Source organism: Bradyrhizobium arachidis (assembly GCF_015291705.1).
GTDB lineage: Bacteria > Pseudomonadota > Alphaproteobacteria > Rhizobiales > Xanthobacteraceae > Bradyrhizobium > Bradyrhizobium arachidis.
On record NZ_CP030050.1, the window covers coordinates 8,920,143 to 8,940,542 of the forward strand.

A 20,400-nucleotide genomic window follows, 5' to 3' on the forward strand; every position below is an offset into this window, starting at 1 on the left:
CCCTTACTTCGGATTGCGCGGGAACAGGATGAACCCGTCCCGGTTCGGCATTTTCACGTTGGGCAGCGACTGCGCGTCGATCACATCGTTCGATCCGACGATCCCGTTGAGATTGAGGATATAGGCCGATACCGCGTAGAGTTCGTCCGCGGTGAGCGATTTCGACTCTTGGAATGGCATTGCGCGGCGGATGTAGTCGAACAGCGTTGTTGCATAGGGCCAGAAACTTCCCACAGTCTTTATCGGTGTTTTGTCCGGCGCCAGTGTGCCCATGCCGCCGGCAAGCGCTCCAGCGAGCGCGACACTGGGGCTGATTCCCTTCTCGCCGTGACAGGCCTGACATTTCGCTACATAGATGGCTTCCCCCTCGATTGCGGTGCCACGACCAGGCGGCAGACCTGCTCCATCCGGTCCGATGCTGATGTCCCACGCTGCGATGTCGGGGGGCGCGATCGGTTGCCCGAACTGCGGGGCCTGGGCCAGGGCCGCCGGTACAACGGTCAGCATAGATACGCAGACTACTGCAATGGGTTTAAGCGTAAACATTGCTGGCCTCCCCCATCTCGTCGATGCGCCAGCTTGCGATGGCGTTGTAGTGGTAGACCCCACGCAAGCCGCGCTCGTCGGCGAACTGAGCACGCGTTGGCTGCACCAAGCCCGTGTCGTCGGTGGCGCGACTCTGCAGCACGGCGGGACCGCCGTTCCATTGCCACGCTGCGCGGAAGCGCACGGGCGCCTTTGGCAGGATCGGGCCCTGCAAAGCTGCCGGCGCCCAGCTTCGTCCGCCGTCAGCCGACACGTCGACCTGCCGGATGCTGCCGTTGCCCGACCAGGCGAGCCCGGAAATCTCGTAGAATCCCGGTCCCTTCAGCGCGAGTCCCGGCGACGGACGCGTGATGACGGATTTTACTTCGATCGGGAACACGAACTGCCAAGCCTTTTCATCCTTGAGTAGGATCGTGTATTTCGATGTTTCGTCTTTGGTCATGGCGGGGCCTGCGGTCAGCTTGAGCCGGCGCAGCCACTTCACGTTCATGTTGCCCTCGAAACCAGGCAGCAACAGCCGCACCGGGTAGCCATTCGAAGGCCGCACTCGCTCGCCGTTCTGATAGAGACAGAGCAGCGCATCATCCATCGCCTTGGTGAGCGGGATGCTGCGGCTCATGGCGGCGGCGTCAGCCCCCTCGGCGATCACCCAGCGCGCCTCAGGTTCGATGCCAGCTTCGTCGAGCAACGTGGAGAGCCGCACACCGGTCCATTCCGCGCAACCCAGTAGGCCGTGAATAGCCGCCACATTGAGCGGCTGGGCCTGAGGCGCGTTGAGCGCCTGGCTGTTGCCGCCACACTCGATGAAGGCGATGCGCGATTGCATCGGATAGCGCGACAGCGCTTCGACCGTAAACACAAGCGGGCGCTTCACAAGTCCATGGATCACCAGCCGGTGTTGATCGGGATCGATTTCTGGGATGCCGGAATGGCTACGCTCGAAATGCAGCCCAGATGGTGTGATCATTCCTTCGAGCATGTGCAGTGGCGTGCGTGACGAGCCGACACCGGCCGGGTTGGGGGGCGGCGGAAAGACTTTGACGACCTTGCTCTCGAACGGTGAGGGCTGGCCGTAGCCCGCAAATCCGGGACCCGGCACCTTCATCCACGGCTGCACCGTAAGCTGTTCCGCCGATCCGCAGGACAGGCCCGCACCGGTCGCACCAACAGCGAGCGCGCCTTCAAGAAAAATGCGCCGGCTTAGAATTCCATTGCCGGCCGCCCGATCGCCTGGTTCGGGATGAGTTTTTCCAACCATGAGCAGCACTCCTTCGTTGCGGTCAAATGAACTCGCATGTCCGCGCGCACGGCCAGTGCTCGTGAGACCGGCACAAAAGGACTGTCGGTTTTATTGAGAGTGTGATGCCTGCCGACGGCATTACTGCCATTCGCGTCGAACGGAGACGTCGGCACGTCCCGTCTCGAAAAGCAGCTCTAAAGAAGACTACGCCCATCCAAAAGACCTTCAAATTGGCAAGGATGTCGCACGAGCATTCTGGTCAAAACCAGTGTCTCTGATGTCCGAGTTGGGTCAAAGGCGGCCTTGGCCAGCTTGCATGGCCCTGTTCGGGTCACCATCAGGAAGCAGACTTCGCGGCGCTCTGAGCTGGGGTGAGCCATGGGCCAATAGGCAGGTCACGCCGCAGCCGCGCCGAGAAGGGCTGTTGGCTGCGCTCGCCGATGCGGCGCTCGCGGTTTTTTGTCACCGAGGCGGACAAGCGGCCCTAAAACTCCGGCTTGCCGCGTAGGGCGTCGATTCCGGCCCTAGCGCAGGCTTCGTCAGCATCACCGCCAGGCCCACCAGACACACCGACGGCTCCGACTAGCGAGCCGCCCGCTTCGACAATCAATCCGCCACGAACGTCGCGACAAACGGAAATCCAGATCGTCATTTCGCCCGTTTGAATACCAGCTCCAGCGTGATGCCAGCTGGGGTGCGTGGATTTGTAAACTTCAATTCATCGTCCGTAATCGATGTCACGATCCGACGTTGATTTGGCGTTCCGACCAAATTGGGAAACGAGCTCGTTTCGATGTTGACGTGGATCGTCTTCGTGCTCTCGTCGACTGTGTATGTCCCAGTGTAAGCAACCACACCTGACGCAATGGCCATGGCCTCCTCAGGGGACGGCCGTGCAGAATCGCCCGATGCATACTTTGGAGCATCGGAGCGAACCGTAATGAAATGGAAGTGACCATCGGCGGCGTAGGTGACAGCGCCTTGCAGCTTTGGCCGCTCTACGGCGCTACCATCCTCACGCGTCCCGGTGCTGGACACGTAAATCCAAGTGCCAACCAACCGATCCTTAAGAGACTTTACTTGGGCAACACTACTATTCGGGAACGTCACAACCGAAATCAACACCGTCGCACAGAGTCCAATTGCATAACGCCTGTTCATGAGACGCCCCTGCTCTTTGGCAACGTGGGCAAGGCTACTCGGCGCTCCGATTTTCAGCAATGGGTCACAAGCCTCCGATCATACTTGCAGTGGCAGATTTCCGCTGTGGTTGGTAAGCTGACGACTATGCGCACTCCCCCAAGCGGATCTCTTGTGACCGCAACTGCCGGGAAGGACAGCCGATGACCATCAAAGCCGTCGTCTTCGACGCCTACGGAACGCTCTACGACATCCAGTCCGTCGCCGAGATCACCGAGGACGCGTTTCCGGGCTACGGCGAGATCATCACGCAGGTCTGGCGGATCAAGCAGCTCGAATATACCTGGCTGCGCTCGCTGATGCGGCGCTACCAGGATTTCACGGCCGTCACCCGCGACTCGCTGGCCTATACGCTGCGCGTGCTCGGGCTCGCCTATGAGAAGGACGCGTTCGAGCGCGTGATCGAGAAATATCTGCATCTCGATCTCTATCCGGACGCGGCGGCAACACTCGCGGCGCTCAAACCGCGAAAACTCGCCATCCTCTCCAATGGCAGCCCGGACATGCTGAATGCGCTGGTGCGCAACACCAAGCTCGACGGCCTGCTCGATGCCACCGTCAGCGTCGATGCCAAGAAGGTCTTCAAGCCGAGCCCGGAGGCCTATGAGCTGATCGGCGAGACATTCGGCACCGCACCGAACGAGGTGCTGTTCGTCTCCTCCAATCCATGGGACGTGGCGGGCGCAAAGTCGTTTGGATTGAACGTCGCCTGGATCGAGCGCGTCACGCCCGAGGCAATGGCGCTGGCTTGCGTCGAGAACGAACTCGTGGCACCGCTGACCATGTTCAAGGCGATCCGCACCCAGATGGACGAGCTTGGCTTTGCGCCGGACCACCGCGTCCGCGCGCTCTCCGAGCTGCCAGGGATCATCTAGGGATCGCCCAGAGGTCACTGCCCGTGAGACTGGAATGAGCCTGGAATCCGTTCGCGCCTTCTTCGCCGAGAAAGCCCCCGACATCTCCGTCATGGAATCCCCGATCAGCTCGGCGACCGTGACGCTGGCCGCCGAGGCCTATGGCGTCGAGCCCGGTATGATCGCCAAGACGCTGTCCTTGCGCGTCGGCGAACGCGTGATCCTGATCGTCGCGGCCGGCACCTCGCGCATGGACAACAAGAAGGTGAAAGCGCAGTTCGGCGGCAAGCCGAAGATGCTGGGACTGGAAGAGGTCGCCGAGATCACCGGCCATGAGGTCGGCGGCGTCTGCCCGTTCGGGCTGAAGTCGCCGCTGCCGGTCTATTGCGACGTCTCGCTGAAGGCGTTCGACGTGGTGGTACCGGCCGCGGGCTCGACCCACAGCGCGGTGCGCATCACCCCCGATCGCCTGGCCGAGCTGACCGCGGCCGAATGGGTCGACGTCTGCGAGCACCGGCCTTAAAGCGGCGCCGGCCTCGACAGCCGCGGACATGCGGACCCTGGCTGGCAGCGAGTCATTGCGGGGCTAAGACGGCCTGGCGCCACAACCGGTCGTTGCCTGCGGTGGCACCGGATACGATGCCTGATGCATTTGCCGGTCAGGAAGGCTACCATACGGAGGATGACCGACGACAAGGTGAAACGACGACTGACCACCGTGCTGTGCGCTGACGTGTACGGCTATTCTCGTCTCATGGAAGCGGACGAGACCGGAACGTTGGAGACGCTCCGCCGCTACCGCACCGCCATTGCGCGATTGGTCGAGCGCCATGACGGCCGCATCGTGAATACCTGGGGCGATGCCGTGATCGCCGAGTTCGCCAGCGTCGTCGAGGCCGTGCAGTGCGCGGTCGAGATTCAGCAGGAAATTTCCAGTCAAGATTCGGACGCGCCTCAGGCGAACCCGATGCAGTTTCGCATCGGCATCAACCTCGGCGACGTGATGGTTGATGGTTCCGACATCTATGGCGACGGGGTCAATATCGCATCGCGGCTGCAAGAACTCGCTGACCCTGGCGGCGTCGTGATCTCGAGCTCCGTCTACGATCAGGTGCACAACAAATTATCCGTTGGCTTCGACTGCCTCGGCCAGCGCCCCATGAAGAACATTGCGCCCCTGACCAGCTACCGGCTGACCCTTGGCGGCCGGACCGCCGGGCAAGGGAGCTTCCCGATCGAGGGAAGCGCAACGCCGTTGGAAAGAGCGCGTGCTCCGCGGATGGAAGACAGGCGCGTGGCACCATCGTCGACGAATGTCGTCACGGCTTGGCTCAGAAAGCTGCCCCGGCCGGTTGCAGTGGCACTCACGGTGTCGGCCTTCCTGATTCTGATCAATCTTTTCGCTGGCCATAAGATCTGGTTCCATTGGCCAGTCGCAGCCATTCTCTTTGCCGTGGTCTTGCGGACGGCGCTTGGACATCGACCTCAATCGGACAGCAAGCCGGAGCGCTGAACCAGGCTAGGCAGCACTAATCGTCGTCATTGTCATAAGGCGGCGGCTGCATCTGCTGAGGTGGCGGCGGCGCATTGTTATAGCGCGGCGGCGGCGCGGCACGACCACGCGGCACCTGCTGCTGCGGCTGCACCTGGTTGTTGGACCGGAACACCGCGCGGCAGCCACTGGAGAGCTGCGGCGAGTTCTGTTGCAGGCAGGCCACGATGCGGTTCACATCCGGAATCTGGTCGCTGCACAGCCGCCACACATCCGGCGTGCAGGCCATCTGCTGTTCCATGGTGCCGCGATATTCCTGGGCGAATGCAGCGCCCTGCGCGACGATGCCGCCGATCGCGAGCGCCACACCCAGCGCAATCCGCTCTGTTCGCATGTCCAAATCCTTCTCGCTTCTCTTGATTTGTCCTCAATCAATGAGACGCGGTCAGGTTCTGAACCAACAAAAAAATGTGAAAGTGCGGCTGGAACCTACTCCACCTTGCCGATCTTCTTCACCGCCGCGATCAGGCGCGTGCTGTCGGCCGCGACGAATTCGGAGAAGGCCGGCGCGTCCTGATAGGCGACGAGACTGCCCGAGGCCTCGAACGATTTGAGCACGTCGGGGCTCGCCATCGCCTGCGCCATCGCCTCGCGCAGGCGGGCCGCGATCGGCGCAGGCAGCGTGCTCTGCGCGAACAAGCCGGCCCAGATGTACATCTCGACGTCCTTGTAGCCGAGCTCCTGGAACGTCGGCACGTCAGGAAAGCTCGCGATGCGCTGGGCGCCGCAATTGCCGAGCACGCGCAGCTTGCCGTCGTCGACCTGCGGCTTCAGCGTGCCGGGCGCGGCTGCGATCGCCTGCACGGTGCCGCTGAGCAGCGCGGTCAGCGCCGGCCCCGCGCCGCGGAACGGCACATGCAGCAATTTGATGTCGGCGCTGCCGGCGAACATCTCCATCGCCACATGCAGCGTGCCGTAGGGACCGGAGGAGCCATAGGTGATCTGGCCGGGCCGTCTCTTTGCATCCTCGACGAACTCCTGCGCCGTCTTCCACGGCGCCGAGGCCGGCACGGCGAGCAGGGTGGGATCGGCGAGCACGCGCGCGATCGGCATGAACTGCGAGACTTCGTAGGCGACCGGCCGCTCGAACAGCCGGTCGGCCTCGGGCAGCACCGCGAGCGAGGACAGCGTCATCAGCAGCGTATAGCCGTCGGGCTCGGCGCGCGCCGCTGCGGCATTGCCGACCGAGCCGCCGCCACCGCCGGCGCGGTTGTCGACGATCACGGGTTTGCCGAGGATCCGCTCCAGAGCCATCGCGACGGGGCGCGCCGCAAGATCGGCCTGCCCGCCGGCCGGAAACGGCACGATCAGCGTGATGTTGCGCGCCGGATAGGCTTGCGCGAAGGCCGGCTCCGGCCATGCAGCCCGCAACAACGGCAATGCGGCAACGGCGCGCAGGATATCGCGTCGATCCATGGCAACTCCCCTCCCTGACTTTTCTTGTTTCGACCCCAGCCTAGCGTGGCGACCGGGAAGAACAAGACGTTTACCAGGCATTAACCATGTCCAGCCCGGCCGGGAACGCATCCCCTGGAGCGGCTGTTGCCCTGCCAGGAGTGGGCCATGCGTAATCTTGCGACCATCGACGTCGCGCTGGACGAGATGCTGGTGAATCTCGCGGCGATCGTCCTGCGGCTTTCGAAGCCCGACCTGACGCGAACGCCGGAGGCCCGGCGCGCTTTGGCGCAATCGGTCCATCAATACGCGGTATGCGCGGCCCGCTCGACCGACCCGCGCGTGCATGAATTGAAGTCGCAGTTGGAAGAGACGCTGAAACCGAGCCTGCGCATCGCCGCGATCGACGGCGTGAAGGTGCCGTAGTCAGGCCGAAAAGCGAGGTGTCGCAGGGTGGGCAAAGCGAAGCATGCCCACCATCACTCGCCGAACTGCAATGTGCCGCGACCGTGAAAAAGAACGTGTTGCCCTGCGCGCCGATATCGAGACACCCGTGATCCCCTCAGCCGAAGACGTGGGCACGCTTCGCTTTGCCCACCCTACGGTAGTCGCTTTGAGGAGAGACTAGCGAGATGCCGTAAGGTGGGCGAAGGCGCGAAGCGCCGTGCCCACCTATCTATCCGGCTTTGCCGCCCTTCCGCGGTCGCCGCTTGCAGGTGCCCGGCAGCTTTGCCGCGAGGAAATCGCCGAGCGCCTCGACGCGCGCGGGGCGCGGGCCGCCGGGCGGGGTGACGAGGTGCACGGCGCCTTCGGCCTGCTTCCAGTCCTTCAGGATGACTTCGAGGGCACCGGAGGAGATGGCGTCGCCGACGATGAATTCAGGCAGCTCGGCGATGCCGAGGCCGGCGAGCAGCGATGGCATCACGGCTTCGCCATTGTTGACGCGGAGCTGGCCGCCGGGACGCACGCTCGCCTGCTCGCCGGCCGAATTGGTGTAGTGCCAGACGTTGGGCGTGGAGAGATAGGCGTAGCTGAAGCATTTGTGCTCGGCGAGGTGCATCGGATGCGTCGGGCGTCCGTGCTTCTTCAGATAGGACGGCGCGGCCACGGTGAAGCGCGGCATCGTGAAGAGCCGCCGCGCGATCAGCGAGGAGTCCGGCAGCCGCGCGATCCGCACCGCCATGTCAAAGCCCTCGCCGATCAGGTCAACGGTCGCATCGCTCAAATGCAGATCGACCGAGACCTCCGGATAGGTCTCGAAGAATTCCGGCAACAGCGGCGCCACCGCCTTGATCCCGAACGTCATGGGCACCGCCAGCCGCACCAGGCCGCGCGGCGCCACCGATTGCGCCAGCGCCTCGTTCTCGGCCGCCTCGCCGTCGGCGAGCAGGCGGGTGGCGCGGTCGGCGAGCTTGTGGCCGGCATCGGTCAATGCCAGCCGGCGCGAGGTGCGGTTGAACAGCCGGGCGCCAAGCCGCTCTTCCAACCGCGTCACGGCCTTGGATACCGTGGCCTTGGACATCGCAAGCTCGCTCGCCGCCCCCGCAAACGACCGTAATTCCACGACTTTTGCGAAAATCGCGAGCGCCTCGAAATCGGGGAGTTTGGCCATGGCTCGGTCCAATCAGGATATTTAGAGAAACAATGCGTTTCAACAGTTTCTATTTCTATACCACAGGCGGAGGCTTATCCAAGGGTCATCAGAAATTCAGGACTGGAGAAATCCAATGACCAAGAAGCTCTCAGGCAAGGTTGCCCTCGTCACCGGCGGCTCGCGCGGCATCGGCGCGGCCTCAGCCCGCGCTCTCGCCGATGAAGGCGCGGATGTCGCCATCAGCTATGTCGCCTCGCCCGACAAGGCCGAGGCCGTGGTCGCCGAGTTGAAGGCCAAGGGTGTGAAGGCCCGCGCCTTCAAGGCCGATCAAGCTTCGGCGAAGGACGTGACGCAACTCGTCAATGATGTCGCGAAGGAGTTCGGCCATCTCGACATCCTCGTCAACAATGCCGGTGTCGCTGCCGGTGGTGCGATCGACGATGCCAAGGCCGACACCGAAGCGTTCGCCCGCCAGGATCAGATCAACGTGCACGGCGTGATCGCGGCGATCCGAGCCGCCTCGCAATTGATGGGTGAAGGCGGCCGCATCGTGACGGTCGGCTCGATGCTCGCCGACCGCGCCTCGTTCCCCGGCCTTGCCGACTACGTCGCCACCAAGGCGGCCGTGGTCGGTTACACCAAGGGGGCGGCACGCGACCTCGGCCCGCGCGGCATCACCGTGAACGTGGTGCAGCCCGGCTCGATCGACACCGACATGAACCCGAAGGACGGCGGCGAGTTCGCCGAGACCCAGCGCAAGCAGCATGCGCTGCAGCGCTTCGGTCGCCCCGAGGAAGTCGCCGCCGGCGTCGTCTTCCTGGCAAGCCCGGAAGCCTCCTTCGTCACCGGCACCGTGCTCAACGTCGACGGCGGTTTCAACGCCTGATCAAGGCTCGCTTGTTCAAACCAAGGACTACGCAAATGATCGAACTCAGACCTTTCAACAAGCTCGGCGGCGCCGATCACGGCTGGCTCAAGGCCAAGCATCACTTCTCCTTCGCCAGCCACTACGATCCGAACAACATAGGTCATGGCTCTTTAAGGGTGTGGAACGACGACGAGATCGCGCCGAACACGGGCTTTCCGGCTCACCCCCACGCCAACATGGAGATCATCACCTATGTGCGCGAGGGCGCGATCACTCATCAGGACAGCCTTGGTAACGAGGGACGCACTGAAGCCGGCGACGTGCAGGTGATGAGCGCCGGCAGCGGCATCCGCCACTCCGAATACAATCTGGAGCCGACGCAGACGCGGATCTTCCAGATCTGGATCGAGCCGACCGCGCGCGGTGGACAGCCGACCTGGGGCTCGAAGCCGTTTCCGAAGGCGAACCGCTCCGGCAAGCTCGTGACGATCGCGAGCGGGATCGAAGGCGACACCGACGCGCTGCCGATCCGCGCCGATGCGCGGGTGCTCGCCACCACGCTGAAGGCCGGCGAGAGCGCCGAGTACGCGCCGCAGAAGGCACGGCATCTTTATCTCGTGCCGGCGGCGGGCTCGATCGAGATCAACGGCGTGCGCGTCAACGCCCGCGACGGCGCCGCGATCCGCGACGAGAGCAAGCTGAAGATCACGGCGCTGGAGGATTCGGAGATCGTGCTCGTCGACGCGGCGTGACAACACAACAACTCGTCATGCCCGGCCTCGAGCCGGGCATCCATCTCCGGGTCAAGCCCGGCAACGACAACTAACAACCGAACCAATCGCATCTAATCCCCCACCGGAGACCACCATGACCAAAGTTCTCGTCCTCTATTATTCCGCCTATGGCCACATCGAAGCGATGGCGAATGCCGTCGCCGAAGGTGCGCGCGAGGCCGGCGTGACCGTCGACATCAAGCGCGTGCCCGAGCTGGTGCCGGCCGAAGTCGCCAAGGCCTCGTACTACAAGGTCGACCAGGCCGCGCCGATCGCCAAGATCGAAGACCTCGTCAATTACGACGCGATCATCGTCGGCACCGGGACCCGGTTCGGCCGCATGGCCTCGCAGATGGCGAACTTCCTCGATCAGGCCGGCGGGCTCTGGGCCAAGGGCGCGCTGCACGGCAAGGTCGGCGGCGCCTTCACGTCCACCGCGACCCAGCACGGCGGCCAGGAGACGACGCTGTTCTCGATCATCACCAACCTCTTGCATTTCGGCATGGTCGTGGTCGGCCTGAACTACGGCTTCGCCGGCCAGATGAAGCTCGACGAGGTCACCGGCGGCGCGCCCTACGGCGCCACCACGATCACCGGCGGCGACGGCAGCCGCCAGCCCAGCGCCAACGAGCTCGCCGGCGCGCGCTATCAGGGCCGGCAGATCGCGGAGACCGCCAAGAAACTTCACGGCTAAGCTGAAAGGTTAAGCTGCGCGGCCGATTGCATGGCTGATGCGACGCGGGCGGCATTCTCATTCGGGAATGCCGCCCCATCTCTGTTGGCAGAATAGTACGACCAAAAGCGATACGAATGGCTTTCGAACTCTTGTTGATCGCGCAGATGATCCGCAAGCCCGCGCAGGCGCTGGCGCGGCGCTGGTATTGCCGCAGCCTGTTCCGCGCCTCGCGCGGCCGGCTGCACTGCGCGGAATGCACGGGATCGTGAGGCGCTAGGCCTGCGCGATATCCACCTGAACTGAATCCGTCGGCGGCGCCGTCGACAGCCACCAGCCCTCACCGGCAAACCAGCACGTCTCGTCCGGAGCGCCCTCCCTCCGCAACGACTGCACGCTTTCCCATCCTTTCGCGAACGCCTCGGCCAATCGGCGGGCGGCATCTTCATCCTGCAATCCCGCACAGCCAATGAACTGGGCCCGGCTGAGGAATTTCGCCGGCCAGATCGCGCCGTCATCCGGGCGCGTGATCATCAGCATGCCGCCGAGCATGCCTTCCGGCGCCAGGGGAAACACCAGCCGGCCGCAGGGGCGCAGCGCATCGAGCCATTCCGTGGCCGGCTGCGCCGCGCCGGCGCAGACATAGATCACGTCGGTTGCGGGCAGGTCCGACGCGATGCCGGAACGTTCGCGTACATCGACATGGGCGATGTCCTTCAGATTGTCGCGTGCGAGTGCCGCCAGGCGCTCGTCGATCTCATAGGCATGGACCCGGCCGCCGGGGCCGACGAGATGCGCCAGAATCGCGGTGTAATAGCCGCTGCCCGCGCCGATCTGGAGGACGGTCTCACCTTCCATGACAGCACAGCCGCTGAGCCAATATGCATGCGCACTGGGCATGCCGATATTGAGGCCGCGCTCCGGATCCAGTGCAAGAAGCGCGTTCTGATAGAGGAAGGCAGGATCATCATCGGGCGTGACCACATAAGGATGCCCGCCGAGCGTGATCGACCACGGCCCGGGCCCGACGAACGGCTCGCGCCTGACGGTCCGGAAGGCCTGTTCGAGCCGGGGATCCGCGGCTTTCGCCGCAGCGCAGATCAGCTGCGCATAGAATGCGCGATATTTAGCCGAACGATCTTCCATGTCGCCTCCGGGGGAGAAGCGACGATAGCACGAGGATTGCGATCGCCGGAAGCGCCACGCAATCGCGAGCTTTGTGTCAATGCGATGACCGGCCGGCTGTGACGCGTCTCAGCGACGCTCGGCTTTCTTCATGACAAGCTCGCGGCCGATCGGCCGTGGCGGTTCGCTCCGCAGCACCAGCGAGGTCGTCACAGTGCCGAAGCCGGCTATACGATCCACGATCGTCTCGAGGTCTTCCGGGGCGGGAACGAGCACCTTGAGCACGAAGCAGTCATCGCCCGTCACGCGGTGGACCTCGATGATGTGCGGAATTTCGCCAAATCTCTTGAGGCAGGTCTTGATGTGCTCATGCGAGGTGCGCAGGCGCACCAGCGCCATCAGGCCGAGCCCGAGCGCACGCGGATTGATCCGGGCGCCATAGCCTTCGATGATCCCGGCTTCCTCCAGCCGCTTGACGCGCTCGGAGACCGCCGGCTGGGACAGCCCGACCGAACGGCCGAGCTCGGACAGCGGCACGCGCGCATTGGCTTGCAGCGCCTCCAGGATCTTCAGATCCTTGGCGTCGATGCTCCCGAAACGATCCAAGAAAAATCTCCATTCCGCCTTGAGATCATCGGCAGATGATCGATTGCGCCGATGACTTGCCATGTGACGCAGCGCCCAGACCGGCCACACTGCGCGTCCATCTCAGATATCACGGGACGATCATGCACGACATCATCACCTTGCCGGGCCTCGGCGGCTCCGGCGACACCCATTGGCAGACGCTCTGGGAGCGCAAGGATGCGCGCTACGCGCGATTTCAGCCGGCGAGCTTCGACCAGCCCGATCTCGACGACTGGGAGCAATCGCTCGAGCAAGCGGTCAGGCACTGCGCGAAGCCGCCTGTGCTTGTGGCACACAGCCTCGCCTGTCTGCTGGTCGCGCACTGGGCCGCCCGCTTGCCATCTGCCATCGCCGGCGCGTTTCTGGTTGCGGTGCCCGATCCCGATGGCGTCAACTTTCCCGCGGAGGCTGCCGCGTTCAAGGCCGTACCGGACCGCGCACTGCGCTTTCCCGCGCTCGTCATTGCCAGCACGGACGATCCCTATGGCGAAATCGATACGACACGGCAGCGAGCCCACGCTTGGCAATCCGGGCTGGTCGTGTTGGGCGCGCTCGGCCATATCAATGCGTCGAGCGGGCTCGGTGACTGGCCGCAGGGCCGCGCGTTGCTCGGTGCCTTCAGTGCAGGCCTTTCGCGATGACGGGTCAACGCATCTTGCGCAGCGCCGGGGTGGCGATGGCGGCAAGCCTCGGGTGACGGCGCAGGCCCTGCGCGGCATGGTCGCGCAAGGCATAAGGGAGCCCGCGCCAGGACAGCGCGACGCTGACATCGGTCAGCGGCACCTTCTCGGCGCCGAAGCGGCGCTTGTAGTCGTGATTGCCGATGCTGAGATCGAACCGGCGCACGCCCTGTGCATGCAGCGCGGCCATGGTGCGCTCGGTGACGAGCAGACCGGGCGAGCAGCTCGACCATGGATCGCCGGCGTGGCTGATGCGTAGGAGGAAATAGGTCGCGCCCAGCCTGACGCCGAGCGTGGTGGCGACGACGCCCTCGTCGCAGACCAGCGCCGAGATGACGGCATAACCATCCGCAACACCCTGGCGCGCGATCTCGCGATAGAATTTCGCATGGGTCTCGTCGTTGAGGACGAAGCGCGAGCCGAGCTTGCGCATGCGCGCCTGCTGCTGGGCATCCATCACGTCCAATAGCTCATGTGCACGCGCGACACCGGAGGCGATCTCGAACCGTGCGCCCGCGTGCCGGCTGAAGACGCGCCAGCAGCGAGGCATCTGCATGCGCTTGATCGAGGCCTGGTAGGCCTCATAGTGGTCGCCGGTCAGCACGAGATTGCCATTGAGCGAGCTCGAGCCGATCCGGCCGAGCGACACCAGCGGGTTGGCCTTGCCGCCGACATGGGCCGGCATCTTCTTCAGGCGCAGCAGATCGAAGCCGTCGGGTAGCGGGCGCAAGGCCTCGACGAGCGCCTCCCCGATCGCATCCATCGCCGCCGCGTCCAGCGCTGCATCGGACGCCAGGATCGGCGCGTTGTTGTCGGTGACGCCGAAATCGGCAAATTCGACGATGCGGATGCCGCGCCTGATATGGCTGACCATCGGCACCACCGCGATGTCCCTGCCCGTCGCCGCATCGGAGATCAATGCGATCAGCGGCGCGCCGCCGCCGAACGCCTCGTACCAGGGCCCGAGCCAGTAAGCATGCTGGAACGCGGTGCGATGGCCTGCGCTCAGGCGCGATGCGGCCTGCCGCCAGTCGCGCACGAAATCGACCGCGATTCCCGACGCGCTGGACACCTGACCGTTGACTTGCTCGACGCTGACAAACGTCATCCGCGGGACATACGATTACTGAATGTTTCCAGATAGATTATGTTTTGCCGCAGACCACAAGCAACGTCGCTGCTTATCGTTAAGCCGGTCCCACCACGGCCCTGCGACAAGCTGTCAGCGTTCGGGTTTCATCTGATCAACGCATTGGAACCTGGCCAGGAAATGCAGGCCGGCGACCGCGAGCGCGAACATGAACCAGATCGGATTCTGCCGCTCGAGCAGGAAAGTTTCAGTGGTTCCGTAGTAGAGACCGAACAGCCACACGGTCAGGAACAGTTTTGCCAGCGCGCCGCTGCGGCTATAGGCCTGGGCCGACTGGAAATTGCCAAGCGGCGCGAGCACGAAGACGAGGATGACGAGCAGCAGTCCCGGCAAGCCGATGGTGACCGCGAGGTCCAGATAGCTGTTGTGGCTGTGCGCCGCGCTCGTCGCCCATTCGGCGCCCTGGGCGGTCTGCCGTTCGGTGACGTCGTCCCAGAACGCCGCGTAGCCGTGGCCGATGACCGGCTTTTCGGCGACGGCCGCGAGCGCGAACTCCCAGATGTCGGAACGGCCGGTGAAGGTCGGATCCAGCGGAAGCTGCCGCGTCATGGCGCCGAGCGCCGGGCTCAAGACGCTGCCGACCGTCAAAAGGTTCATCACGATCAACGGCACGAAGCAGATGATCCGCTTCAGCCACAGGCTCCGCGTCACATAGACCAGCGATGCAAGCCCATAGATGGCAAGGCACAGCACCGACGAGGTCTTGCCGCCGGTGAAGATCAGGAAGATGCCGGCGAGCGCTGCGACCGCCGGCCCCATCACGAACGAGCCGACGGCGGTGAGGTAAATGCCGACATAGACCAGGATGGTCATCACGGGCGAAGCGACGTTCTTGTGGCCGAAGCTGCCACGCCAGTCGCCGGCCAGCATCGGCTCGGTGATGTCGAGTGCGGTGTGGGTCGCGTATTGCGGCGCGAGGAAGACGCCGAGATAACACAGCACCAGCAGCACGAGCGCGGCACCGCCGAGGCACAGATTGAAGCTGCGCTGGGTCGGCGGCAGCAACGGCAAGAGCACCGCGAGCGAGGTCACGCTGGCGGCGAGCACGAAGCGCTGGATCGACACGCCGCGGCTCTCGGAGAAGATGATGTTGACCAGCAGCCAGCCGACGAGACAGAGATGCAGCGGCGTGACCAGGCTCCTCAGCGAAGGCCCGTCCGTGCTGGCGACGAACAGCACCGCCACCGCAGCCAGCAGGCCCCAGGAGATATAGGCGAGCGCCATGCGTCCGCCGACGACGGTGGTGGCGGCCTCACTGCGCAAATCGGGAAACGGATCGAGCGTCACCAGCACGAGGAGCAGCGCTGCGATCGCGACGAGACATCGCGCCGCCTGCACGGCGTTCAGCCCCGCAAGCCCATCGCGGAAGGCGTAACCGAGCGATCGGGCCTCGACGTCGGTCATGTCAGCGGCGCTGCGATCCATGGCTCAAGGCAGGTCGATGAAGCCGGGAAAGTTCAGGTTCTAGCCGATGCCTGTTAAGCATTCGTCAACCACTCGGCCTGAGGTCTGCGAGACCGCCTGCTGGCGCACGATGCTCCGCGCGATCTCGTAATATTGCAGCGCGCGCTGCTCCAGCGTGAGATTGTCGAGCACGAAGCCGCGCGGATCGAACCTGTCGGCCGCGCATCCGGCCCAGAAATCGTCCCAGCCCGTCTCGAAGCCCGCGACGTCGGCAAACCTCGTGCCGCAACGCGCGTCCCAGTACGGCACCGAGGACACCGGCCCGAACTGGACGCGGTGCGGATAATAATCGGGATCCCGCCAAGGACCGCCGGGATCCCAGGCGAACACCGGCACGCCGCAGGACAGCGCCTGCTGATAGGCGATGCCCTGGCTCTCGTTCTGGCACAGGAAGATCATCGCGCGCGAGCGCGCCAGCGCGGCCTGGTAGTCCTCTTCCTTGTAGCTGCCGTAACGCAACTCGATGAACGAGCGGCCCTCCTTGGCGAGACGGGCGCGAACCGGCTCGATCAGCTCGGGCGCATAGCGCTCGCGGTCCCAATGGACCTTGTCGTAGATCAGCACGTCGACGGTCTTGTCGGAGGCGGGCGACGGCGCCCAGAGATCCGTGTCGATGCCGACCGGCCAGGCCTCCGTGTCGGGCCAGTATGGCCGGTACATGTCGACGTACCACGGCCCGGGCACCACGACCTTCTTCACCGGCAGGCGCTTGAACAAATCAGGGTCGTCGAGCGGATGGTTGTGCGCGGCAACGCCGAGCAGGATCGGGTTCTTCCACGCAAACTTGTCGAGCAGGAAGGTACGGCCGATGATGCAGGCGAGCTCGCCTGGATGCTGCGCGATGTAGCCGTAGTCGTTGACACGGTAGCGGATGCCGAGGCGGTCGAGCCCCGCGCAAAGATTCAGGAACACGCGAAGCTGCCCGCTCATGCGCGGCTCGCCGAGCAGCATCCGGCGCGCCATGCGCCGCAGATGCCGGTCGCCCGGAAACCAGCGATCGTCCTTGTCCTCGTAGAAGAGATTGAGGACCATGGCATCGGAGTCGTCGTCGAATGTCTTTGCGGGCACTGAATCCATCCGCGAGCAGTCAGATGCGCATTCTCGCATGAGACCGGCTGCCGCACTCTTCCAAATTTGCCACAGGCTTAATGCCATCGGCTTAACGCTAATTGACGAAACCGCAGACGCGCAGGTCCTTGCGGCAACGATTTGGCCGTAATGCGAGTATCATTCGCGAGCGGGCCGATGTTGCGATCGATCGCAATTCCGGTTCGACAGATGCGCCCTGGTTAACGGATCCTTAAAGGCGAGCTGTGGCTCTGATCACCGCCGAAGACGTTCTCGATTTGCCGGCTTCTTCACGCATCGCTCCAGCGGTGCGTCTGCCGCTGCCGGCGAGCCCGACCGCGCCAGTGTCCGTCGTCATCCCCGCCAAGAACGTTGCGGCCTATATCGGCGAAACCCTTGTCAGCGCGCTGGCGCAGAGCGAGGTCGGCGAGGTGATCGTCGTGGACGACGGCTCGTCGGACGACACGGTTGCAATCGTTCGCGCCATGCGCGACCCGCGGCTGCGCCTGCTGGCCAACGATTCCGCCGGCGTGTCGGCCGCGCGCAATCTCGGCGCGCGCCATGCGAGCGGCGATTGGCTGCTCTTCCTCGATGCCGACGACCGCCTGCGCCCCGGCGCGGCGGCGGCCCTGCTGGCGGCGGCACGCGGCGCTCCCCGCGCGGTTCTCGTCTACGGCGACTACAACACCATCGACAGCGAGGGACGGCAGATCGGCCGGCGCGAGCTGCTGAAAGGCCGCCGCAAGCCCTCCGGCGACGTGCTGGCGCGGCTCGCGGCCGGCAACTTCATCGTCAATGGCGGCATCGCGCTCGCGCGTGCCGAAGCCTTCCGCGCCATCGGCGGTTTCGACACTTCGCTCAGATATTGCGAGGACTGGCATTGCTGGTGCCGCCTCGCGGCGATCGGAGAATTCGAGTTCGCGCCCAAGCTGCTGCTCGACTATCGCCTGCACACCGCCAACACCATGAACGCGGCGGTGCGGACGCCGCAGGATTTCTTCCCGGCGGTCGCGCGCGTGTTCGACGACGGGCTGATCCTGGCGCGGCTGCCCGAGGGCACCGCGGCCGGATTGCGCCGGGCCGCCGAGATCCATCTCGTCACCTATGCGGCGATGCAGGCGGTGCGCTTCGGCCGATATCGCCAGGCCCTGGGCTATCTCGGGATGATCGGCCGGCGATCGCTCAAGGCGCTGCCGCGCGCCGTGGCGAGAACTGCCCTCGCCCGCTTCGGCATCTAACCCGATACCGTCAGGTCAGGATACGATCTTCGAGGCCTCGTAGGGCTTCGGCTCGATGCCGAACGCCGCGAGCAGAGAGCCGAGCGCGACCAGCGTGGGATGCATGGCGACGACGGCTTTCGATGTCGCGAGCAGGCGCGCGGAGCGAAGCAGCGATAGCGGCAAGCGCGCCAGCATCTGCGCAAATACCCGAACCCGTGCCCCCGCCTTCTGCGCGGCCTTCGACTGCACACGGTAGTTGATCGCGCCGATGCGCAGGCCGCGCTTGGCGATCCAGCTGAGGCTGGTGCGGCTCTGCGGCACGGTCTCCGTGATGACCGCTTCCGCGGTCCAGTGAAACGTCATGCCGGCATCGCGGCAGCGCACGAAGAAATCGCAGTCGCCGCCGCCGAGGAAATTGAAGCGCAGGTCGAAGGCGGGACGCTCGAACCGCTCGAACGCCACGCGCGTGATCAGGCAATTGCCGCAGCCATAGATCAGCGACACCGCGCCGGTGTAATCGTAGGCGGGACAGAAAGCGGGATGACGCGCGAGCCACGGCCTGCTGTCGTCCTCGAAGACGGGCAGCACCGGCCCGCCGACCACGTCGGCGCCGGTCGCCTCCGCGGTGCGGACCATCAACTCGAGCCAGTCGGGCGAGGCGATCTCGTCGTCGTCGATCATCAGGAAGCGGGTCGCGGCGGGAAACAGCGCCTGCGCTGTCTCGAACGCGGCGTTGATCGCCTGGCAATTGCCCTGCCGCTTCTCGACGAGGCAGATGCCCTGAAGCCTGCCGTCCGCGAGATACTCGGCGGCGACCGGCGCGCTCTCGCGCCGCGCGGCATCGTTCTCGACCATGACGACGGCAAAGGAGCGCGGCGTACGCTGGTTCACGAGCGAGTCCAGCGTCAGCCGCAGATGCTGTGGGCGGCGGAAGCAGGGAATGCAGACGACGATGCCGACCGACAGGTCGATGACGCGGGAGCTCGCCGCGATCTCCCGGTTGGGATCGCGCACGGCATCCTGGAGACGCGTGGCTGACAGGTCTGTCGGGATCAATGTCATGACGTTCTAGATGTCCGAGATAGATTGAAAAAGCCCTGCTTCGATCGCGCGGGATCGGCGCCGTCCCGCGACGGCACATCGCCGCGGCACGGATCCGTCCCAAAATGAACGCCCGGCCTGGATGCGCAACACGGCGCCGAGCCGCATCTCGCCGTACCAATGCACTTAACCGCTTTCGCCTGTTTCTCCCGCGCAATCATGCGTGCGTGGTACTGCAATTCGTGGTCCATCGCCGCGAAGACGGCCCGACATGAACAATGCCGTAGTTAACGACCGTGCGCATTAACCCGAACGTAAGCACCGTGACGCGTGAAGCGGCGCGGCATCGGATTTGCTCTTCGGGCTCGCGAGTTTTTTCCTGTAAATTTGAATAGAACAAGCGCGGTCAGAAAAAATGAACAAGCCAGCCACGATCGATTTCGCGACAGTCACCCACCTTCCCGCGGCCGCCGCACAGGCGCCGGCGCTGCACGACCTCGTGCCCGGCGAAGCGCGCGACAGCCTGCTCGCCGTGCAGGACACGCTGCGCCGCGAGCTGCCGCAGGGCCCACTCGCGATCTACGAAGCCGGCGGCGGCTCGTGCAGCGTCGTGCCGCCGGAATTGCTGAGCCGCAGCAAGATCACCGTCGTCGACATCGACGAGGACCAGGTTCGTAACAACACCTACGCGGATGAAGCGATCCTCGGCGACGTGCAGACCTACCGCTTCGGCCAGGCAACCTTCGATCTCGTGATCTGCTACAACGTGATCGAGCATCTGCCCCATGTCGACGCTGCGCTCTTGAATTTCCGCGACGCGCTCAAGCGCGGCGGCATGATCCTGATCGGCGCGCCCAATCCGCGCTCGCTGTCCGGCGTCGTAACCAAATATTCGCCGCACTGGTTTCACGTCTGGTTCTACCGGAATATCCGCGGAATCAGGGATGCCGGGCTGCCCGGCGAGCCGCCGTTCCCGACCTTCTTCCATCCGCTGGTGACGCTGCCGCGGCTCGAAGCCTTCGCCGCCGCCAACGGCCTCGAGATGATCTACCGCCGCGAGGTCGAGAGCCCGCGCTATCCCGAGATGCGCCGGCGCAAGCCGCTGTTCGCAGCCCTGGTCGATGCCGGTGCCGCCCTGCTGAATGCCGTGCTGCCGCGCGGGACCGATGTCCGCCGCGGCGACTATCACGTCATCCTGCGGAAGATGTGACAATCATGCGCGCGCAGGCCATCGCAGGAGAAGCAAAGCTTCGCGGCATGCTCGCGCGCGGTAACGAACCATTAATCTCTGGGGGACTGCATCGCGGTGACGCGTTCAAGAGCAGCATGC

23 protein-coding genes and 1 pseudogene are annotated in these 20,400 nt (G+C 64.6%); 11 read left to right on the forward strand and 13 right to left on the reverse strand.

What is annotated here, in order from left to right:
- Positions 1-3 precede the first annotated feature (3 nt).
- The 4 genes and pseudogenes from WN72_RS42160 to WN72_RS42175 form a co-directional block, all read right to left on the reverse strand.
- The gene (locus WN72_RS42160; RefSeq protein ID WP_027563130.1) at positions 4-546 is read right to left on the reverse strand and encodes a c-type cytochrome; all 543 of its coding nucleotides are present in this window, start codon (positions 544-546) and stop codon (positions 4-6) included.
- Positions 533-1,804 carry a sulfite dehydrogenase gene (gene soxC, locus WN72_RS42165; protein WP_051378613.1) on the reverse strand — a complete coding sequence of 424 codons (1,272 nt, stop codon included), beginning with the start codon at positions 1,802-1,804 and terminating at the stop codon, positions 533-535. Before soxC ends, WN72_RS42160 begins: the two co-directional genes overlap by 14 nt.
- Before the next feature lie 466 nt (positions 1,805-2,270).
- Positions 2,271-2,405, reverse strand: a pseudogene (locus tag WN72_RS42170) (heme-binding protein); the annotation flags it as partial.
- Between the two features lie 29 nt (positions 2,406-2,434).
- The gene (locus WN72_RS42175) at positions 2,435-2,947 is read right to left on the reverse strand and encodes a lipocalin-like domain-containing protein (protein WP_141263234.1); all 513 of its coding nucleotides are present in this window, start codon (positions 2,945-2,947) and stop codon (positions 2,435-2,437) included.
- Positions 2,948-3,129: 182 nt separating this feature from the next.
- Here WN72_RS42175 and WN72_RS42180 point away from each other — a divergent pair, with 182 nt between their 5' ends.
- The 3 genes from WN72_RS42180 (at position 3,130) to WN72_RS42190 (ending at position 5,353) form a co-directional block, all read left to right on the forward strand.
- Positions 3,130-3,861 carry a haloacid dehalogenase type II gene (locus WN72_RS42180; RefSeq protein WP_092215801.1) on the forward strand — a complete coding sequence of 244 codons (732 nt, stop codon included), beginning with the start codon at positions 3,130-3,132 and terminating at the stop codon, positions 3,859-3,861.
- Positions 3,862-3,895: 34 nt separating this feature from the next.
- A complete protein-coding gene (locus WN72_RS42185) occupies positions 3,896-4,363 on the forward strand; it encodes a YbaK/EbsC family protein (RefSeq protein WP_092215799.1) in 468 nt (155 codons plus the stop codon).
- A 159-nt stretch (positions 4,364-4,522) separates the two neighbouring features.
- Entirely contained in the window at positions 4,523-5,353 is an 831-nt protein-coding gene (locus WN72_RS42190; RefSeq protein WP_092215798.1) for an adenylate/guanylate cyclase domain-containing protein, read from the forward strand.
- 16 nt (positions 5,354-5,369) lie between these two features.
- On the opposite strand, the gene WN72_RS42195 is transcribed toward WN72_RS42190, so the two are convergent.
- Positions 5,370-5,726: a hypothetical protein gene (locus WN72_RS42195; protein ID WP_092215796.1), complete on the reverse strand. Its 357-nt coding sequence runs from the start codon at positions 5,724-5,726 to the stop codon at positions 5,370-5,372.
- A 95-nt stretch (positions 5,727-5,821) separates the two neighbouring features.
- Positions 5,822-6,808, reverse strand: coding sequence for a tripartite tricarboxylate transporter substrate binding protein (locus tag WN72_RS42200; RefSeq protein ID WP_092215795.1), 987 nt, complete (start codon positions 6,806-6,808; stop codon positions 5,822-5,824).
- Between the two features lie 147 nt (positions 6,809-6,955).
- On the opposite strand from WN72_RS42200, the gene WN72_RS42205 reads away from it, so the two are divergent.
- The gene (locus WN72_RS42205) at positions 6,956-7,213 is read left to right on the forward strand and encodes a hypothetical protein (protein WP_027563137.1); all 258 of its coding nucleotides are present in this window, start codon (positions 6,956-6,958) and stop codon (positions 7,211-7,213) included.
- Positions 7,214-7,463: 250 nt separating this feature from the next.
- On the opposite strand, the gene WN72_RS42210 is transcribed toward WN72_RS42205, so the two are convergent.
- Positions 7,464-8,399 (reverse strand): LysR family transcriptional regulator, encoded by a 936-nt coding sequence (locus tag WN72_RS42210; protein WP_027563138.1) that lies wholly within the window; start codon positions 8,397-8,399, stop codon positions 7,464-7,466.
- A gap of 115 nt (positions 8,400-8,514) precedes the next feature.
- Between WN72_RS42210 and WN72_RS42215 the strand changes: the two genes are divergently transcribed.
- From WN72_RS42215 to WN72_RS47555, 4 genes are all read left to right on the forward strand, one after another.
- Positions 8,515-9,267 (forward strand): SDR family NAD(P)-dependent oxidoreductase, encoded by a 753-nt coding sequence (locus tag WN72_RS42215; RefSeq protein ID WP_027563139.1) that lies wholly within the window; start codon positions 8,515-8,517, stop codon positions 9,265-9,267.
- Between the two features lie 35 nt (positions 9,268-9,302).
- Entirely contained in the window at positions 9,303-10,001 is a 699-nt protein-coding gene (locus WN72_RS42220; protein WP_092215793.1) for a pirin family protein, read from the forward strand.
- Positions 10,002-10,116: 115 nt separating this feature from the next.
- Complete coding sequence (wrbA, locus tag WN72_RS42225) at positions 10,117-10,716, forward strand: NAD(P)H:quinone oxidoreductase (RefSeq protein WP_027563141.1); 600 nt, start codon at positions 10,117-10,119, stop codon at positions 10,714-10,716.
- 116 nt (positions 10,717-10,832) lie between these two features.
- Entirely contained in the window at positions 10,833-10,967 is a 135-nt protein-coding gene (locus WN72_RS47555; protein ID WP_265441850.1) for a hypothetical protein, read from the forward strand.
- Positions 10,968-10,971: 4 nt separating this feature from the next.
- Here the strand turns inward: WN72_RS47555 and WN72_RS42230 are convergent, their stop codons facing one another.
- A complete protein-coding gene (locus tag WN72_RS42230; RefSeq protein ID WP_027563142.1) occupies positions 10,972-11,841 on the reverse strand; it encodes a protein-L-isoaspartate O-methyltransferase family protein in 870 nt (289 codons plus the stop codon).
- A 108-nt stretch (positions 11,842-11,949) separates the two neighbouring features.
- Positions 11,950-12,426, reverse strand: coding sequence for an Lrp/AsnC family transcriptional regulator (locus WN72_RS42235; protein ID WP_092215792.1), 477 nt, complete (start codon positions 12,424-12,426; stop codon positions 11,950-11,952).
- Between the two features lie 122 nt (positions 12,427-12,548).
- Between WN72_RS42235 and WN72_RS42240 the strand changes: the two genes are divergently transcribed.
- Entirely contained in the window at positions 12,549-13,088 is a 540-nt protein-coding gene (locus tag WN72_RS42240) for an RBBP9/YdeN family alpha/beta hydrolase (RefSeq protein ID WP_092215789.1), read from the forward strand.
- Positions 13,089-13,092: 4 nt separating this feature from the next.
- Here WN72_RS42240 and WN72_RS42245 read toward each other — a convergent pair whose 3' ends face one another.
- The 3 genes from WN72_RS42245 to WN72_RS42255 form a co-directional block, all read right to left on the reverse strand.
- Positions 13,093-14,235 (reverse strand): GNAT family N-acetyltransferase, encoded by a 1,143-nt coding sequence (locus WN72_RS42245; RefSeq protein WP_027563145.1) that lies wholly within the window; start codon positions 14,233-14,235, stop codon positions 13,093-13,095.
- Between the two features lie 114 nt (positions 14,236-14,349).
- The gene (locus WN72_RS42250; protein WP_027563146.1) at positions 14,350-15,702 is read right to left on the reverse strand and encodes an O-antigen ligase family protein; all 1,353 of its coding nucleotides are present in this window, start codon (positions 15,700-15,702) and stop codon (positions 14,350-14,352) included.
- A 39-nt stretch (positions 15,703-15,741) separates the two neighbouring features.
- A complete protein-coding gene (locus WN72_RS42255; RefSeq protein ID WP_167380788.1) occupies positions 15,742-16,809 on the reverse strand; it encodes a glycosyltransferase in 1,068 nt (355 codons plus the stop codon).
- 251 nt (positions 16,810-17,060) lie between these two features.
- Between WN72_RS42255 and WN72_RS42260 the strand changes: the two genes are divergently transcribed.
- Entirely contained in the window at positions 17,061-18,047 is a 987-nt protein-coding gene (locus WN72_RS42260) for a glycosyltransferase (protein ID WP_027563148.1), read from the forward strand.
- Between the two features lie 15 nt (positions 18,048-18,062).
- On the opposite strand, the gene WN72_RS42265 is transcribed toward WN72_RS42260, so the two are convergent.
- A complete protein-coding gene (locus tag WN72_RS42265) occupies positions 18,063-19,091 on the reverse strand; it encodes a glycosyltransferase family 2 protein (RefSeq protein ID WP_092215785.1) in 1,029 nt (342 codons plus the stop codon).
- A gap of 394 nt (positions 19,092-19,485) precedes the next feature.
- On the opposite strand from WN72_RS42265, the gene WN72_RS42270 reads away from it, so the two are divergent.
- The gene (locus WN72_RS42270; protein WP_092215783.1) at positions 19,486-20,280 is read left to right on the forward strand and encodes a class I SAM-dependent methyltransferase; all 795 of its coding nucleotides are present in this window, start codon (positions 19,486-19,488) and stop codon (positions 20,278-20,280) included.
- Positions 20,281-20,400 lie beyond the last annotated feature (120 nt).

What these genes read in the sequence shown, in the direction of transcription:
- WN72_RS42160 (WP_027563130.1), bottom strand. Translation starts at nt 546, where the DNA reads ATGTTTACGCTTAAACCCATTGCAGTAGTCTGCGTATCTATGCTGACC.
- soxC (WP_051378613.1), bottom strand. Translation starts at nt 1,804, where the DNA reads ATGGTTGGAAAAACTCATCCCGAACCAGGCGATCGGGCGGCCGGCAAT.
- WN72_RS42175 (WP_141263234.1), bottom strand. Translation starts at nt 2,947, where the DNA reads ATGAACAGGCGTTATGCAATTGGACTCTGTGCGACGGTGTTGATTTCG.
- WN72_RS42180 (WP_092215801.1), top strand. Translation starts at nt 3,130, where the DNA reads ATGACCATCAAAGCCGTCGTCTTCGACGCCTACGGAACGCTCTACGAC.
- WN72_RS42185 (WP_092215799.1), top strand. Translation starts at nt 3,896, where the DNA reads ATGAGCCTGGAATCCGTTCGCGCCTTCTTCGCCGAGAAAGCCCCCGAC.
- WN72_RS42190 (WP_092215798.1), top strand. Translation starts at nt 4,523, where the DNA reads ATGACCGACGACAAGGTGAAACGACGACTGACCACCGTGCTGTGCGCT.
- WN72_RS42195 (WP_092215796.1), bottom strand. Translation starts at nt 5,726, where the DNA reads ATGCGAACAGAGCGGATTGCGCTGGGTGTGGCGCTCGCGATCGGCGGC.
- WN72_RS42200 (WP_092215795.1), bottom strand. Translation starts at nt 6,808, where the DNA reads ATGGATCGACGCGATATCCTGCGCGCCGTTGCCGCATTGCCGTTGTTG.
- WN72_RS42205 (WP_027563137.1), top strand. Translation starts at nt 6,956, where the DNA reads ATGCGTAATCTTGCGACCATCGACGTCGCGCTGGACGAGATGCTGGTG.
- WN72_RS42210 (WP_027563138.1), bottom strand. Translation starts at nt 8,399, where the DNA reads ATGGCCAAACTCCCCGATTTCGAGGCGCTCGCGATTTTCGCAAAAGTC.
- WN72_RS42215 (WP_027563139.1), top strand. Translation starts at nt 8,515, where the DNA reads ATGACCAAGAAGCTCTCAGGCAAGGTTGCCCTCGTCACCGGCGGCTCG.
- WN72_RS42220 (WP_092215793.1), top strand. Translation starts at nt 9,303, where the DNA reads ATGATCGAACTCAGACCTTTCAACAAGCTCGGCGGCGCCGATCACGGC.
- wrbA (WP_027563141.1), top strand. Translation starts at nt 10,117, where the DNA reads ATGACCAAAGTTCTCGTCCTCTATTATTCCGCCTATGGCCACATCGAA.
- WN72_RS47555 (WP_265441850.1), top strand. Translation starts at nt 10,833, where the DNA reads ATGGCTTTCGAACTCTTGTTGATCGCGCAGATGATCCGCAAGCCCGCG.
- WN72_RS42230 (WP_027563142.1), bottom strand. Translation starts at nt 11,841, where the DNA reads ATGGAAGATCGTTCGGCTAAATATCGCGCATTCTATGCGCAGCTGATC.
- WN72_RS42240 (WP_092215789.1), top strand. Translation starts at nt 12,549, where the DNA reads ATGCACGACATCATCACCTTGCCGGGCCTCGGCGGCTCCGGCGACACC.
- WN72_RS42245 (WP_027563145.1), bottom strand. Translation starts at nt 14,235, where the DNA reads ATGACGTTTGTCAGCGTCGAGCAAGTCAACGGTCAGGTGTCCAGCGCG.
- WN72_RS42250 (WP_027563146.1), bottom strand. Translation starts at nt 15,702, where the DNA reads ATGGATCGCAGCGCCGCTGACATGACCGACGTCGAGGCCCGATCGCTC.
- WN72_RS42265 (WP_092215785.1), bottom strand. Translation starts at nt 19,091, where the DNA reads ATGACATTGATCCCGACAGACCTGTCAGCCACGCGTCTCCAGGATGCC.
- WN72_RS42270 (WP_092215783.1), top strand. Translation starts at nt 19,486, where the DNA reads ATGAACAAGCCAGCCACGATCGATTTCGCGACAGTCACCCACCTTCCC.